Below are 14,417 nucleotides of genomic sequence, written 5' to 3' on the forward strand. Positions count from 1 at the left end.
CCGGCGCTCTTTGGTTACTTTCTTAACATTAAGAAAGTAACGCCATCGGCAGATTTCGTAATCGGCCCCGCGAAAGCGGGGGACTTTCCTCTTTTCCCACACGCGGCTTCCGTTCCCGCCCCGGCCCTTGCTCCCGTTCGGTCGCATTTCGCCTGCGGCGAAACCGCGCGGCCGGTCGTTGCCTCCGCCGGGGCGGGAACAGGAAGCCGCGCTCCCCAAAGCCCCGCCGCTCACCCTTCCAGCTCAAGGTCCCGCATCGCGGGATTTTCGATGAGGCCGCCCTCCTGCGTGAAGCGCGAGCCGTGGCAGGGGCAGTCCCACGAATGCTCCTGCGCGTTCCATTTCAGCGCGCAGCCCATGTGCGGGCAGCGCGGCGCCGTGGGCGTGAGCAGGCTTGCCGCGGCCTCCAGCGCGTTCAGCGCAAGCTGCGGACGCAGCATGCTGCGGGAGGGGGAAAACACCGGAGCGTCGTCCGGCCTTTTGCCCTGCACCATATCCGTGAGCAGCATGGCCGCCGCCATCGCGGAGGTCATTCCCCATTTGTTGAAGCCCGTGGCCGCGTACAGGTTTTCCGTGCGGGCCGAATACGGGCCGATATAAGGCACGCCGTCCAGCGTCATGCAGTCCTGCGCGGCCCAGCGGTACCGTATGTGGGCGCGGGGATAATGCCGCTTTGCAAAGGCTTCCAGCTCCCGCCATCCGCCGCCCTGCTTTCCCGTGCGGTGGCTGCCGCCGCCCAGCAGCAGCATTCCCTGCGCGTTCCGGAAGGACAGGCCCTCCGCGGCCTCGTCCACATACATACCGCCCACGTTCGCCGCGTTTTCCAGCGCAAGCACATAGGAGCGGTGCTGGTACATCTTCAGAAAATAGCTTCCGTGCCGGTTGAGGAACGGAAAATGCGTCGTCACGATGACCTTCTCCGCGCGGATCGTCCCGCGGTCGGTAACGGCGCTCGTCCCCTCCAGCCTGCGCACGGGCGTGTGCTCGTAGGCCCGCAGCCCTCTGGCCGCGGCCGCGGCAAAGCGCAGCGGGTCGAACTGGGCCTGGCGCTCGAACCGCACGGCTCCCGCCACCGGAAAAGGCAGCGGCAGCTTGTCCGTAAAGCCCGCGTGGAACCCCAGCTTCTCCAGCGCCGCAAGCTCCTTTTCCAGCTTTCCCCGGTCGTCCAGGGAATAGACAAACGCGTCCTTTTCCTCGAACCCGCAGTCGATCTCCCGGCACATGCCGCGGTAGCGCGCCAGCGCCGCCTCGTTGGCGTGCAGGTACATCCCCGCCTTTTCCGCGCCGAAGCGGCGCAGCAGCCCGTCGTATACCAGCCCGTGCTGGGACGTTATCTTCGCGGTGGTGTTCCCGGTGGTGCCGGCGCATAACCGGTCCGCCTCCGCCAGCACACAATCCACGCCCGCCTGCCGCAAAAAATGCGCGCACAAAATCCCCGCCATCCCGCCGCCGATGACCAAAACGTCCGTCCGGACGTCCCCCTCCAGCCGCCCGTATTCCGGCATCGCCGCCGTGTCCCGCCACATCGAAAGCATCCGTTTTCCCCATTCCGTCCCTGTTTTTGTGCGGCGCCCGCGTATCATGCCGCCACGGATAGTGTTTACCGCGCGCCGCCCCCTATGCGGCGCCGTGCAAAAACGCCCTGTCTTCCGCCGTAAAAGCAGAAAACAGGGCGTTTTCGGAGTATGCACGCCGCGGCGCTCACAGCAGCACCACGCAGTTGCGTCCGTTCTTTTTGGCAATGTACAGCGCGCGGTCCGCACGGCTCACAAGGTCCTGCAGCACGGGCGCGCTGCCGTCCCGCGCCGGGCTGTACACCGTTACGCCCACGCTCACCGTCAGCGGGCCCGCGCAGCAGCCGTCCGGCGCACAGGGGCCAAGCTCCTCCACGGCGCGGCGCAGGCGCGCTGCCTGGCGCATGGCTTCGGCCGTGTCCCGGCAGGGCGTGCACAGCAGAAATTCCTCGCCGCCGAACCGGCATACCATGTCCGAGGAGCGCGCCAGCACGCTCTGCAGCGCGCCGCCCACGCGGCAAAGCGCGCCGTCGCCCGCAAGGTGGCCGTGCGCGTCGTTGTATTCCTTGAAATGGTCGATATCCGCCATCAGAACAGCCATCGGCTTTTCGCAGCGGCGGCACATGGCCAGCATGGTCTCCGCCTTTTCCTGCCCGCCCCGGCGGTTCAAAAGGCCCGTGAGCATGTCGGTGCCGCACTCCCGCCGCAGCTGTTCAATGCGCCGTTCGTCCCCCGCCCGCGCTCTGCGCGAGAGCACGCGCCCCGTGGCGTATGCCGCAAAAACGAACGCGCCCGCGCGCAGCGCCGCGGCCAGCACACACCGGCCCGCGCCTTTGTCATATCTGCTGATGATCGCTCCCGCCCCTTTTCAAATTTCCACATATTCCCATTTTCATCCCTTTGATTGTAGCAGGAAGCAATGTCGAAAAAGCGCAAAGCATGCCCTGCATAAAGGTGAGCATACAGAAGAAAACCGGAGGATTTCAAAGCAAAACCCGCTTTTTTTACGGAATCTACAGGAAAAACAGCGTTTTTTCGCGGTTTCTGCAAAAATATTGCGAAAAAAATGGGTAAAATATATTGACAAACCGGCAAGCGGCCCGTATAGTATCATTTGTGCGCTGCAAAGCGCAGCCATCTTAACATACGCCAGCGTAACATGCGCCGCTGCAGCCGCTCCTTCGGGCGGTGTAACAAACCTTTTGCGGGGTGGCGCTCTCTTCGCTGGGCCCGGGGCTTCCCCGGGAAAAGCCGCAAAGGGGGATGCATATGGACAATTCTATCATCGTTGCACTGAAAAACATTGTTGTCGATTTCGACGGCGAGCCCATTTTAACAGGGCTTTCCCTCGACATCCATGACAAGGAGTTCGTCACACTGCTGGGGCCTTCGGGCTGCGGGAAAACGACGACGCTCCGCGTCATCGGAGGGTTCGTGGAGCCGAGATCGGGCAATGTTTTTTTTGCGGGCAGGGACATCACGCGCCTGCCGCCGTACAAACGGCAGGTCAACACCGTGTTCCAGAAATACGCGCTGTTCCCGCACCTGAACGTGTTCGAGAACGTGGCGTTCGGCCTGCGGCTGCAGAAGCTGGACGAAAAAGAGATCCGCTCCCGCTGCCTGGAGATGCTGGAGCTGGTGGGCCTGAAGGGCTACGAGCGGCGCAACACGGCCGCGCTCTCCGGCGGGCAGCAGCAGCGCGTGGCCATCGCGCGGGCGCTTGTGAACCATCCGAAGGTGCTTTTGCTGGACGAGCCGCTGGGCGCGCTGGACCTGAAGCTGCGCAAGGATATGCAGATCGAGCTCAAGCGCATCCAGCAGAGCCTTGACATCACGTTCATTTACGTCACCCACGACCAGGAGGAGGCCCTCACCATGTCGGACACCGTCGTGGTGATGAACCGGGGCGACATCCAGCAGATCGGCTCGCCCCAGGATATCTACAACGAACCGAACAACGCCTTTGTGGCGGATTTCATCGGCGAATCCAACATCCTGGACGGCGTGATGCTGCGGGACTTCCGCGTGGAATTCGCCGGGCAGGAATTCACCTGCGTGGACGCGGGCTTCGGCAGCCGGGAGATCGTGCAGGTGGTGGTGCGCCCGGAGGACATCCAGGTGGTGCCCGCCATTCAGGGCCAGCTGACGGGCCTGGTGGAAAACGTCATCTTCAAGGGCGTGCATTACGAGATGCACGTGCGGCAGGCAGGCTACGAGTGGATCATCCACTCCACACAGGCGTCGCAGGTGGGCGAGCTCATCGGCATGAACATCGGGCCGGACGAGATCCACATCATGCACCGCACGCAGGGGTGACGGCCGATGAAAAAGACAAAATGGACCGCTTCGCCCTATCTGGTATGGATGGTGGCGTTCATCGCCGTGCCGCTGGCCATCGTGGTGTATTTCGCATTCACCGATAAAGCCGGGCATTTTACGCTGGAAAACATCATGGGCCTGGGCGCGTACACCACGGTGTTTGCCCGCAGCATCGTCCTGGCGGCCATCGCCACGGCCATCTGCCTTGTGCTGGCCTTTCCCGTCAGCTACCTGCTCTCCCGCATGCGGCCCGCAAGCCAGCGCATGATGCAGATGCTCATCATGCTTCCCATGTGGATGAATTTTCTGCTGCGCACCTATGCGTGGATGAGCCTTCTGGAGCACAACGGCATCATCAACCGCTTTCTGGGGCTGCTGGGCGTCGGGCCGTTCAACATGATCAACACCTCGGGCGCGGTGGTGCTGGGCATGGTGTACAATTACCTGCCCTATATGGTGCTGCCGCTGTACACCATCATGGTCAAAATTGACAACAGCGTCATCGAGGCCGCGCAGGACCTTGGCGCAAACGTGTACCACGTTGTGGCAAAGGTGCTGGTGCCGCTTTCCATGCCGGGCATCACCACGGGCATCACCATGGTGTTCGTGCCCAGCATCTCCACGTTCATCATCAGCCGCATGCTGGGCGGCGGCTCGAACCTGCTCATCGGCGACCTCATCGAGCTGCAGTTCCTGGGCAACAGCTACAACTACAATCTCGGCAGCGCCATGAGCCTGGTGCTGATGGTCATTGTGCTTTTGTGCATGAGCTTCACCACTGCCGACACCGAGGAAATGGAGGCGATGGTATGAAAAAGGGCCGCCTGCTTGCAAACGCATATCTGGTGCTGGTGTTCGGCTTTTTGTACGTGCCCATCGCCGTGCTCATCGCGTTCAGCTTCAACGAAAGCAAAAGCCGCACCGTGTTCACGGGCTTTACCTTTAAATGGTACCAGAACCTGTTCCACAACGACATGGTGCTGAAAAGCCTGGGCGTTTCGCTGGGCGTGGCCTTTGCGGCGGCGTGCATCGCCACCGTGGTGGGCACGCTGGCCGCCATCGGCATCAGCAGCATGAATAAGCGCGCCCGGGGCGCCGTCATGGCCGTCAGCTATGTGCCCGTCGTCAACCCGGAGATCATCACCGGCGTTTCGCTGATGCTGCTGTTCGTGGTGTTCAACCGACAGGTCAGCGCGGCGCTCTCGTGGCTTCTGCAGCGCGAGGTGGAGCTTCAGGGCTTCGGCCTGGGCACGCTGCTCATCGCGCACATCACGTTCTGCCTGCCCTATGTCATCTTCAACGTCAGCCCTAAGCTGCGCCAGCTGGACCCGGCCGTTTACGACGCCGCGCTGGACCTTGGCTGCAATCCCCGGCAGGCGTTTTTCAAGGTGGTGCTGCCGCAGCTCACGCCGGCCATCCTGTCGGCGTTTCTCATCAGCCTCACCTATTCCATTGATGATTTCATCATTTCCTATTTCACCTCCGGCACCATGCAGACGCTGCCCATCGCCATTTACAGCATGACGAAGAAAAAGGTCAGCCCGGAGATCAACGCGCTTTCCGCCATCATGTTCGTGGTGATTTTAACCATCATCCTCGCGGCCAACGCCGTGGATTCCGCAAAAGAGCGCCGCCTGCGCAGGGCCGCGCGCGCAGAGGAGGGCAGGCGATGAAGCATATCCTGAAGGCAAAAAAACGCTTTTTGTGCCTGCTTCTTGCGGGCGCGCTTGCGGCCTGCCTGTCCCCCGCGGCCCTTGCCGCACCGGACGGCGTGGAGGTTGCCCCCGGTTACGATTACACCCGCTTCAAGGACGCGGGCATTACGCTGAACGTCTACAACTGGGGCGAATACATCTCCAACGGCACCGACGGCTCCATGGATGTGGTGAAGGAATTTGAAAACCTGACGGGCATCCGCGTCAACTACACCACCTATGACACCAACGAGAGCCTGTACGCCAAGCTGAAAAGCGGCGGCGGCAATTACGACGTCATCATCCCCAGCGATTATATGATCGGCAAAATGGCCGCCGAGGGCATGCTGGAGGAGCTTGACCCCGCCAATATCCCCAACGCGGCGCTCATCGGCGACGCATACCGCTCCAAACCGTTCGACCCTCAGAACAAATACAGCGTGGCCTATACCTGGGGCCTCGTGTGCATCGTGTACAACCGGACGATGGTGGACGAGGGCGACCTGGAACAGGGCTGGGGCATCCTGTGGGACGAAAAGTACGCCGGGCAGGTGCTGATGTTCAACAACAGCCGCGACGCGTTCGCCATTGCGGGCAAGCTGCTGGGCAATTCCATCAACCCCGGCTCCGTGCAGGAGATCGAGCAGGCGGCCGAAAAGCTGAAAGAGCAGAAATCCGTGGTCCAGAGCTATGTGATGGACGAGGTGTTCGACAAAATGGGCGGCGGCGAGGCCGCGCTGGCCCCCTATTACGTGGGCGACGGCGTGACGATGATGGCCGACAACCCCGACCTTGCCATGTTCATCCCCGCCGAGGGCACCAATATCTACATCGACGCCATGTGCATCCCCAAAGGCAGCCGGAACAAAGAGGCCGCGGAAATGTTCATCAACTTCATGTGTGAAACGCAGGTAGCGCTGGCCAATGCGGAGTACATCTGCTATTCCTCGCCGCAGGTAGAGGTCCCCGCGCTTCTGGACGAAGAGACCCGGGAGAACGAGATGATGTACCCCGGCGCAGACACGCTTTCCCGGTGCGAGACCATGGAGGTGCTGCCCGACGAGCTGAACAGCGCCATGGACAAGGCATGGAGCGATGTGCGCAGCTACGACGCCGCGGGCAACGGGTGGGTGATGCCGCTGATGCTGGTGGCAATGCTGGCCCTTTCCGGCGTAGGCTACTGGCGCAAAGCGGTACGCCGCCGGCGCAGCCAGTTTTAAACGCCATTCCCTTTTTACAAGGCAATGAACGCAAAGGCGCCGCCGTTCTTCGGAACGGCGGCGCTCCTGTATGTCGAAAAAGACTAAGGCAAAGGCGCACAGTTCACGGCTGACGCCTGAAGCGTCGCCTCGCTTGCAGATTTTCCGGCAACTGTCACAAAAATGCTCGCGAATACACAAAGTATTCGCTGCGCTTTTTGTTTAACCTGCCAAAAAACCGGCCGGCGCGATTCGGCTCTTAGAATTGTGCGGTATTGCCCTAAAAAAACTGCTTGCCCGCCCGGCGCATGTCCGGGCGGGCAAACGGGTTTTCAACTTTTTCCTGCGGCGGCCCCCACGTTACGGCGTCAGCCGTAACTTGTGCGGCGCCGCCCTATGGGCGCGTTACCAGCCGCAGATATTCCCGCCCCATCTGCGGCGGGAACCGGTGGCGCAGGCCCGTCTGCAGCGTCAGGTGCACGCGCCCGCCCGCGCTGTGCAGCGCACCGTACAGCATCTGCGCCATTTCGATGCAGTCGCTGTCCTGCGTACCGCAAAAAAGATGCACCTCTACGTTTTTTTTCGCCAGCGCACGGCAAACCGCTGCGCATTCCTTCTCAAGCAGCGGTGTCCACGGGGATTGCAGCGCCAGCGTGTCGCAGGAAAGCCCGGTATACAGCAGCGTGCGCAGCAGCATATCACAGCCGGCGGAAAAGCCCGCCCAAACCTGCCGCTCATAGCCCGCGTCCTGCACAATACGCGCCGCGTCCGCTGTCTGCCTGTAATTTTCGCCGTCGTATTCCCAGCGAAACCGCCCCGTACAATCCACCACCGAGGACTGCACTGTTTCCACCTGCGCACCCGCACGCTCCAGCGGCGCCCAATCCCGGCGCGCAATCCCGGCGTTTTGTCCGTTGCCGTGCACCGCCATCACCAACGTTCCGGCAGCGCGCCCGCGCCACGAAAACTGCATCCTGCCCGCACGCCGGGCCTTCTCGTAACGTCCCTCGGAAATTTTGCGCAGCGTCTCAAACCGCGCGTCCCCGAACAGCGGCTTTAAGTCCCCGTCGTCCAGCACCTCGGGACGGTACCAATACTCCTTTTGCTCCACCGCCTCGGCCAGCCACTCCAGCGCCGCAGGCGCGCGGCCCGCCCCGGCGGCAAGGCATGCGAGAAAATAATAAATCTGCGGATGCTCGCCGTCCTTCCATGCCCCACGCTGCGCGAGCAGGAAATCATAGGCCGGTTCATAACCGTCCTGCTCCGCCAACGCCAATACTTCTTCCAATAAAACGTCTTCGTTCATGTGTTTATGCTCCTTTTTTGGATTTAAGGGCATAAAAATGCCCGGGAGAGTGATTTCTCCCGGGCAATCACAAAACGAATTTACACAAAGGACACGCCGGGAGCCGCGCCTATCGCAGAAAATTTTTTCATAGATGACCGCTCCCTTTCCATACAGGCTTTCCGGCGTTGCCTCCCACCGGGCCTGTGCCAAAGCACGGGAAACCCGCCGCGTGCAGATTATAAACCTTACGTGCACCGTTTGTCAAGATGCGCCGTTCTTCAAAAAACGGCCCGCGCGCCCCGCCGCCTTCAAGCGGCGGGTTCCTCGTCCAGCTCCTGCCGCACGAACACGACCTCCTCGTCGTCCTCGTCGAACAGGTAATTTACCGTGGGGCTGTGCAATACAAGCTCGGTGGGGCTGTATTTTGCGTCTCCACCCCATAATCTTGCTCCGTATTGAGAGCCTTCCATATAACGCGGCCAAATGTAAATAAGCCCCCCAGGATAAAAGGCATATTCAACTTCAACAGCTTTTCCATCCACCATCACCTCACCATAAATTGCTTCTTTCTCCTTTATTTCAAACCATGCACCGTATTCCTCACATGTCCACCTTGCCTCCCCGTAATCATACGGGCGGTACCCATTATAAGGGTCACACGCGCAAAGCAAAAGCATGCACAGCAGCGCCGCCGCCATGCACTGGGCAGCACGCCTTAAAGCCCTACCCCGCGTTCTGCACTCTGTACCCGACAATAAACTGTCCATTTGCAATTACCTCCCGCCGCCGGACATCCGCCCGCCGCCTTCAGGCGGCGGGCGCCTCGTCCAGCTCCTGCCGCACGAACACGACCTCCTCGTCGTCCTCGTCGAACAGGTAATTTACCATGGGGCTGTGCAATACAAGCTCGGTGGGGCTGAATTTCGCGTCTCCATGCCATAAATAATCCTCATATGCGAGCTTCACTTCTCCATCTACCATTTCATAGGGAACAATAGCGACAAAGTCTGCTTTTAAAAAGCGTACCGCTATATTCTTTTTCTCTCCACCGACTATGATTTCGCCGCAAAACTTCATTTTTAAATTCTCATCAATAAGAAACCATGCATCGTATTCCTCGCACACCCATTTGGCTTCTCCGTAATCATAGGGACGGTAACCATCATACGGGTCACACGCGCAAAGCAAAAGCACGCACAGCAGCGCTGCCGCGATGCACTGGGCAGCACGCCCCAAAGCCCTATTTCGCGTTCTGCACCCTGTACCCGACAATAAACTGTCCATTTTCAATTACCTCCCGCCGCCGGACATCCGCCCGCCGCCTTCAGGCGGCGGGTTCCTCGTCCAGTTCCTGCCGCACGAACACGACCTCCTCGTCGTCCTCGTCGAACAGGCAATTCACCGTGGGGCTGTGCAGTATAAACTCAGTGGGGCTGTATTTTGCTTCGCCGTTCCACAGCTCATTATCTGTCTCAATGGGTGACATATTTTCAACTGCGTCCCTGGGCAAAATCACCACAAAGGAACCTGGTGCAAAAAGAATAGCTATTTTCTGCACTTTGCCATCCACCACTACTTCGCCGTAGCATTGATAATTTTCTTCCTCTTTTACGGTAAACCATGCGCCGTATTCCTCGCATACCCATTTAGCATCTCCATAGTCGTAAGGGCGGCAGCCACTATATGGGTCGCACGCGCACAGCGAAAGCACGCACAGTAGCATAATCGCCGCGCACCGGACGGCATGCCCCAAAGCCCTATTTCGCGTTCTGCACTCTGTACCCGACAATAAATTGTCCATTTTCAATAACTTCCCCCATTGTCTTTTTTTCCGTTGACTCCGCCGAATTATTAAATCGATTGTAAACCATCAATTCTCCGTTCACCTTCTGCACCGCGAATGTATGATACCCCTCAAAAATCGTACCCTTTCGGTTCCAGATCGAAACGATCATCACGTCGCCTTCGCCCGCCTCGCGCTCCAGGGCGTCCGGGTCGGTGTATTCCTCGTACTGCACGCCGTATTGCTTCAGCACCTGCGGCGCGCCGTAGGGGTTTGTCCCCCATGCTCCGCCGCCCGCCATCGCGCCGCTTATCTCATAGCGCCGGCCCACCTCGGCCAGGCTGGGCTCCTTCCCCAGCAGATACAGCGCGTTATAGGTCCCGATCACGCCGCACCCGCTGTCCTTTATCCGGGAATTGCCGTAGGCAAATTCTCCCGCCGCGTCAACGCCCTGCCCGTGGACGGGCCGCCCGGAGATATCGTGCGTTTTGTTTCTTTCATAATTTGCATTGCTTGTTTCAATCGCCTGCGCAAGCCCTGTTCCCGGCTCGCTGCCGGGAACGCTGGGGAAAGCGGGCAAAATCGTGCTCAAACCCAGCGCGGCCCGCTCCAGCAAAGGCCGGACATATTTTGTGTACGCCGCGCCAACACCTTCGGCCTGTGCGCGCTCCTGCGCCAGCGTCTGCGCCTGCAGCGCCGCCTGCTGCTCCAAAAAGGCATCCCACCAGCTTTCCGTATCCTGCCTTTTTTTCAGTGTACCATATCCCCCGCCGGGCTGCAATGCTTTGCCGGTCTCCGTGCCCGCCTTCCGCCGCTCGGGCCGCAGCAGCTCCGCCAGCGCCTGCCCCGCATACACCGCGTCGCGGTACGCCGGGTCCACGCCCTCTCAAGCGCAAAGCCGGGCGCGCCCTGCTCCGGCCCGGCAGGCGGCTCCCCGCCCGGCGTGGCCTGCGCCATGCTCCGGCGCTGCCCCGCCAAAAGCATGGTCCCCGCGCCGGACGGCGGGTTCTCCGACAGCGCCGCCCAAGGGGTTCTCTCTGCCCGGCGCGCCTGCCCCGGCCACGCTTCCCCCAAGCCCGGCCACGGCTGCTTTTCCCCTGTGTAAAAGGCATTTTGCGCCCCCGCGCCGGACGGCGCGAACGGCTTCCGCTCCTCCTCCGTAATGAACGGCTGCTTGGCCAGCCGTTCGCTGAACGCCTCGTCCCAGCTTTGCCACGGCTTTTCCTTTCGCTGCTGCGCCGCCTCAAACGCCGCCGTGTAAGCCCGCCTCCGCAGCTTTTCCTCCAATGCCTTTTTCTTCTGTTCCTCCTGGCCCATGCTCCATCCGTCTGCCTTTTTCATGCCGGATGTCTCCTGCTTTTATTTTGTTCTGAAAGAGGTTTGCCCCTTCCGCTTTCCAGCATAAACCTTTCCGCGTCCGTTTTTCCGGAAAACACAAAAACGCCGCCGTTCCGAAGAACGGCGGCGCGGCAATATCCTTTTCTAATTGTACAGCAAATGCGATTTACTCTCCTTTTCCTTGTACAAAATCGAAATATCCCCAGTGTTCCAAGTGTCAAAGGTGATCACATACTCGCCCTCCCGAAGCACCGCAACCGACGAGCTGCTCACCTCATCGGCATCGGTGATGGTAAAAAACAGCTTCTCCTGCCGCGTCTCCATATTGAACCAGAAAAATTCCTTGTCCATTTTGTCTCCATCTGTTTTGTCGCGGGAAAGATAAAGGGCGTTTTCAAAAACATTTTTCAGGCCCGTAAAATCCCCGTCATATACGATATCCCTTCTGCGGGCGGCAACGTCATACCGCATCACAACGCGGCGTCCGTCGACCCTGTCTGTGTAATAAAAGCAATCTCCCTCAACAAATGAAGCATACAGGCGGGAATCATAGCGACCCGTATACTCGAACAGCCCCAGCCTGCGCACGCCGCCCTCCGGCAGCGTCATCTCGTAATACGGAACCAGCGCCGGTTCCTCCTGGTAAACGGGGAGCTTCCCGTCCTTCTCATACTCCACATCGCGGTACAGCGCGTAAATCAGCTTGTCTTCCCGCAAAACAAGATAATTCATAACATTCTCCGCAAGCAGCTTCTCCTGCCGTGTGTCCAGCGAAACGGCGTAGACGTCCTCCGGGTAATAACCCACAATCAGATGGTCGGTGCACGCCCTGGAATAAAACAGCGTATTTCCCGCAAGCCGCCAACGCTCGACGTCCTTTATTTTTAAAACAACAGCCTCCTCCGCCTTGCTGTACACATAAAGCTTGTACGGATCGCTATCGTCTTTCGTATATACGACATACGTCTCGCTCTCCTGCGCCGGGCACTGCGAAAACGAAACCTTGCCCTCTCTTCCCTGCACCATGTAGCCCATTCCGTTCCGGCTCGGATAATAAACGGCGTCTCCAATGGTGAACGTATACCCCGCGCGTTTGTTGTTCTGCTGGTTGCTGTAAGTCATATCCAGCGTGGTGGGCATGGCCTGCGCCCGCATAAAAAAGTACCAGCGCACAACCATCAGCCCAAGCACCGCCAGAATCGCAAAAAAGCCGATTTGCCGAATCGCTCTGGAACGCCAGGCCCTGTTCATTTACTGCTTCACCCCCATGATGTACCGCTCCCCCAAAACGCTGCCGTCCAGCACAAGCCGCCCGGCCGCATCGTAATACCCTGTGCGTACGACTACTTCGTATGCGACGCGGATTCTTTCTTCTGCGTTTTCGTCATCCTTCTCCTCCAAAATTACGCGGGGCGCCGCCTCCTTCACCTGCTGCGCATGCTCATAGGTCCTGTTCGGAACCAAAGACGCAGCCGTGTTCAGCAGCCCAAGTATCCCCATCACCAGATCCCCATCGATGGGCTTTCCGTTCACACTCCCCACACCTACGCTGTCGCCCGGGCCAAAAAGAGAAACCTGCTGCGTTGCCTGCGCGATGTAATCGGCCAGAGACCGCGTTGAATTTGTGATTTTCTCCGGGGGAGCTTCAACAACGGTCACATCCGTTACCGTAACCGGGCCGGCGGTATTGGCCTTATCCACAAAACGGTGGGTCGTATTTTCTTGCGTGCCGCCCGGCAGCGTCTGATACAGGTATTTCGCGTGCTCTGTAACCTCCGGCGGCAGCTCCACACAATCGATTGCTTCCTGCACATCCGACGAAGCCTTTGGAAGCGGCTTCGACGGGTCCAGCGGCAAGCGGGCCTCGTTGACGATCTGCGAAACGCTCAAGCCCTTGTATTTGTCATACAGCAAATAGGACGGGATAGAACCCACTACACCGGTTTGCACCAAAAACAGATATTGGCTTGTTTCGTCCAAATAGAGCTCTCCGTTTTTCCAGGTACCCTGGTATTCCTGCCCGTAATACTGTATTTTCCCCCTCTGCCCGTCTGTGTGCTGCGTATCCTCTATCCAGCCGTCGGGCTGCGGCGGCTTATCGATCCACGCTTCGGGTGGCGGCGTACCGTTTTTCTCTGTTCCGCCGCTTTGCTGCTTTTCCCCACCGTCAACCGCCTGCGTAAGGTCGGAAACACCGTTTTGACCAATAGCTGCCAGCCCCTCGCCGTTCTCTTCCGCTCTCAGTGTACCATATCCCCCGCCGGGCTGCAATGCTTTGCCGGTCTCCGTGCCCGCCTTCCGCCGCTCGGGCCGCAGCAGCTCCGCCAGCGCCTGCCCCGCATACACCGCGTCGCGGTACGCCGGGTCCACGCCCTCAAGCGCAAAGCCGGGCGCGCCCTGCTCCGGCCCGGCAGGCGGCTCCCCGCCCGGCGTGGCCTGCGCCATGCTCCGGCGCTGCCCCGCCAAAAGCATGGTCCCCGCGCCGGACGGCGGGTTCTCCGACAGCGCCGCCCAAGGGGTTCTCTCTGCCCGGCGCGCCTGCCCCGGCCACGCTTCCCCCAAGCCCGGCCACGGCTGCTTTTCCCCTGTGTAAAAGGCATTTTGCGCTCCCGCGCCGGACGGCGCGAACGGCTTCCGCTCCTCCTCCGTAATGAACGGCTGCTTTGCCAGCCGTTCGCTGAACGTCTCGTCCCAGCTTTGCCACGGCTTTTCCTTTCGCTGCTGCGCCGCCTCAAACGCCGCCGTGTAAACCCGCTTCCGCAGCTTTTCCTCCAATGCCTTTTTCTTCTGTTCCTCCTGGCCCATGCTCCATCCGTCTGCCTTTTTCATGCCGGACGCCTCCTGCTTTTATTTTGTTTTGAAAGAGGTTTGCCCCTTCCGCTTTCCAGCATAAACCTTTCCGCGTCCGTTTTTCCGGAAAACACAAAAACGCCGCCGTTCCGAAGAACGGCGGCGCGAAATTTTCCTTTTTTCTGTAAGAGGTGTTTGCCCGCCCGGCGCAGGTCTGGGCGGAGAAACGGGTTTTCAGGCTTTTTCGGCAGGCCGGTGACTCTCCCTGTTTAAAAACCATCGACGCCGAAAAAAGCCCTTCCCCCCCCTTTCGGCGCATTGACGCAGGAAACCATGTTTTCTTACGGCAACGCGCCTTTTTCTTCCAGAGCAATACCGCACAATTCCAGGTGCCGAATCGCGCCGGCAGATTTTTTTGCAGGTTAAACAAAAATGCTCGCGAATATACAAAGTATTCGCGAGCATTTTTGTGACAGTTGCCGAAAAATCTGC

14 protein-coding genes are annotated in these 14,417 nt (G+C 59.7%); 4 read left to right on the forward strand and 10 right to left on the reverse strand.

Annotation, left to right across the window (positions count from 1 at the left end; translation table 11 throughout):
* Nucleotides 1–230: 230 nt before the first annotated feature.
* Together TQ39_RS18625 and TQ39_RS18630 are read right to left on the reverse strand one after the other, a co-directional pair.
* Nucleotides 231–1,535, reverse strand: coding sequence for an FAD-dependent oxidoreductase (locus TQ39_RS18625; RefSeq protein ID WP_050006647.1), 1,305 nt, complete (start codon nucleotides 1,533–1,535; stop codon nucleotides 231–233).
* A 166-nt stretch (nucleotides 1,536–1,701) separates the two neighbouring features.
* Nucleotides 1,702–2,331, reverse strand: coding sequence for a GGDEF domain-containing protein (locus TQ39_RS18630; RefSeq protein WP_009322607.1), 630 nt, complete (start codon nucleotides 2,329–2,331; stop codon nucleotides 1,702–1,704).
* A 452-nt stretch (nucleotides 2,332–2,783) separates the two neighbouring features.
* Between TQ39_RS18630 and potA the strand changes: the two genes are divergently transcribed.
* Genes potA through TQ39_RS18650 form a run of 4 tightly spaced genes read left to right on the forward strand, consistent with a single transcriptional unit; the run spans nucleotide 2,784 to nucleotide 6,747 of the window.
* Nucleotides 2,784–3,830 (forward strand): spermidine/putrescine ABC transporter ATP-binding protein, encoded by a 1,047-nt coding sequence (potA, locus tag TQ39_RS18635; protein ID WP_009322606.1) that lies wholly within the window; start codon nucleotides 2,784–2,786, stop codon nucleotides 3,828–3,830.
* Nucleotides 3,831–3,836: 6 nt separating this feature from the next.
* Nucleotides 3,837–4,646 carry an ABC transporter permease gene (locus tag TQ39_RS18640; RefSeq protein ID WP_009322605.1) on the forward strand — a complete coding sequence of 270 codons (810 nt, stop codon included), beginning with the start codon at nucleotides 3,837–3,839 and terminating at the stop codon, nucleotides 4,644–4,646.
* Nucleotides 4,643–5,506 (forward strand): ABC transporter permease, encoded by an 864-nt coding sequence (locus TQ39_RS18645; RefSeq protein WP_009322604.1) that lies wholly within the window; start codon nucleotides 4,643–4,645, stop codon nucleotides 5,504–5,506. Before TQ39_RS18640 ends, TQ39_RS18645 begins: the two co-directional genes overlap by 4 nt.
* Entirely contained in the window at nucleotides 5,503–6,747 is a 1,245-nt protein-coding gene (locus TQ39_RS18650) for an ABC transporter substrate-binding protein (protein WP_050006648.1), read from the forward strand. The genes TQ39_RS18645 and TQ39_RS18650 overlap by 4 nt, the downstream gene beginning before the upstream one ends.
* Nucleotides 6,748–7,120: 373 nt before the next feature.
* Here the strand turns inward: TQ39_RS18650 and TQ39_RS18655 are convergent, their stop codons facing one another.
* The 8 genes from TQ39_RS18655 to TQ39_RS21340 all read right to left on the reverse strand — a co-directional run.
* Nucleotides 7,121–8,032, reverse strand: coding sequence for a TPR end-of-group domain-containing protein (locus TQ39_RS18655; protein WP_050006649.1), 912 nt, complete (start codon nucleotides 8,030–8,032; stop codon nucleotides 7,121–7,123).
* A 290-nt stretch (nucleotides 8,033–8,322) separates the two neighbouring features.
* Nucleotides 8,323–8,781, reverse strand: coding sequence for a hypothetical protein (locus TQ39_RS18660; protein WP_082052362.1), 459 nt, complete (start codon nucleotides 8,779–8,781; stop codon nucleotides 8,323–8,325).
* 40 nt (nucleotides 8,782–8,821) lie between these two features.
* A complete protein-coding gene (locus tag TQ39_RS18665; RefSeq protein ID WP_009322599.1) occupies nucleotides 8,822–9,298 on the reverse strand; it encodes a hypothetical protein in 477 nt (158 codons plus the stop codon).
* A 40-nt stretch (nucleotides 9,299–9,338) separates the two neighbouring features.
* Nucleotides 9,339–9,815, reverse strand: coding sequence for a hypothetical protein (locus TQ39_RS18670; protein WP_009322598.1), 477 nt, complete (start codon nucleotides 9,813–9,815; stop codon nucleotides 9,339–9,341).
* Nucleotides 9,772–10,677 carry a hypothetical protein gene (locus TQ39_RS18675; protein ID WP_167541554.1) on the reverse strand — a complete coding sequence of 302 codons (906 nt, stop codon included), beginning with the start codon at nucleotides 10,675–10,677 and terminating at the stop codon, nucleotides 9,772–9,774. The genes TQ39_RS18670 and TQ39_RS18675 overlap by 44 nt, the downstream gene beginning before the upstream one ends.
* A gap of 602 nt (nucleotides 10,678–11,279) precedes the next feature.
* Entirely contained in the window at nucleotides 11,280–12,386 is a 1,107-nt protein-coding gene (locus tag TQ39_RS18685) for a hypothetical protein (RefSeq protein ID WP_050006653.1), read from the reverse strand.
* Nucleotides 12,387–13,964 (reverse strand): hypothetical protein, encoded by a 1,578-nt coding sequence (locus TQ39_RS18690; protein WP_050006654.1) that lies wholly within the window; start codon nucleotides 13,962–13,964, stop codon nucleotides 12,387–12,389.
* On the reverse strand, nucleotides 13,867–14,417 hold a 551-nt coding region (locus TQ39_RS21340; RefSeq protein ID WP_167541555.1), incomplete at its 5' end, for a hypothetical protein. The genes TQ39_RS18690 and TQ39_RS21340, both read right to left, overlap by 98 nt.

Origin of the sequence: Ruthenibacterium lactatiformans (assembly GCF_000949455.1) — a bacterium.
In the GTDB taxonomy this organism is placed as follows: domain Bacteria; phylum Bacillota; class Clostridia; order Oscillospirales; family Ruminococcaceae; genus Ruthenibacterium; species Ruthenibacterium lactatiformans.

Coding starts and splice junctions, on each gene's coding strand:
- TQ39_RS18625 (WP_050006647.1), bottom strand. CDS start 1,535: ATGCTTTCGATGTGGCGGGACACGGCGGCGATGCCGGAATACGGGCGG.
- potA (WP_009322606.1), top strand. CDS start 2,784: ATGGACAATTCTATCATCGTTGCACTGAAAAACATTGTTGTCGATTTC.
- TQ39_RS18640 (WP_009322605.1), top strand. CDS start 3,837: ATGAAAAAGACAAAATGGACCGCTTCGCCCTATCTGGTATGGATGGTG.
- TQ39_RS18645 (WP_009322604.1), top strand. CDS start 4,643: ATGAAAAAGGGCCGCCTGCTTGCAAACGCATATCTGGTGCTGGTGTTC.
- TQ39_RS18650 (WP_050006648.1), top strand. CDS start 5,503: ATGAAGCATATCCTGAAGGCAAAAAAACGCTTTTTGTGCCTGCTTCTT.
- TQ39_RS18655 (WP_050006649.1), bottom strand. CDS start 8,032: ATGAACGAAGACGTTTTATTGGAAGAAGTATTGGCGTTGGCGGAGCAG.
- TQ39_RS18660 (WP_082052362.1), bottom strand. CDS start 8,781: ATGGACAGTTTATTGTCGGGTACAGAGTGCAGAACGCGGGGTAGGGCT.
- TQ39_RS18665 (WP_009322599.1), bottom strand. CDS start 9,298: ATGGACAGTTTATTGTCGGGTACAGGGTGCAGAACGCGAAATAGGGCT.
- TQ39_RS18670 (WP_009322598.1), bottom strand. CDS start 9,815: ATGGACAATTTATTGTCGGGTACAGAGTGCAGAACGCGAAATAGGGCT.
- TQ39_RS18685 (WP_050006653.1), bottom strand. CDS start 12,386: ATGAACAGGGCCTGGCGTTCCAGAGCGATTCGGCAAATCGGCTTTTTT.
- TQ39_RS18690 (WP_050006654.1), bottom strand. CDS start 13,964: ATGAAAAAGGCAGACGGATGGAGCATGGGCCAGGAGGAACAGAAGAAA.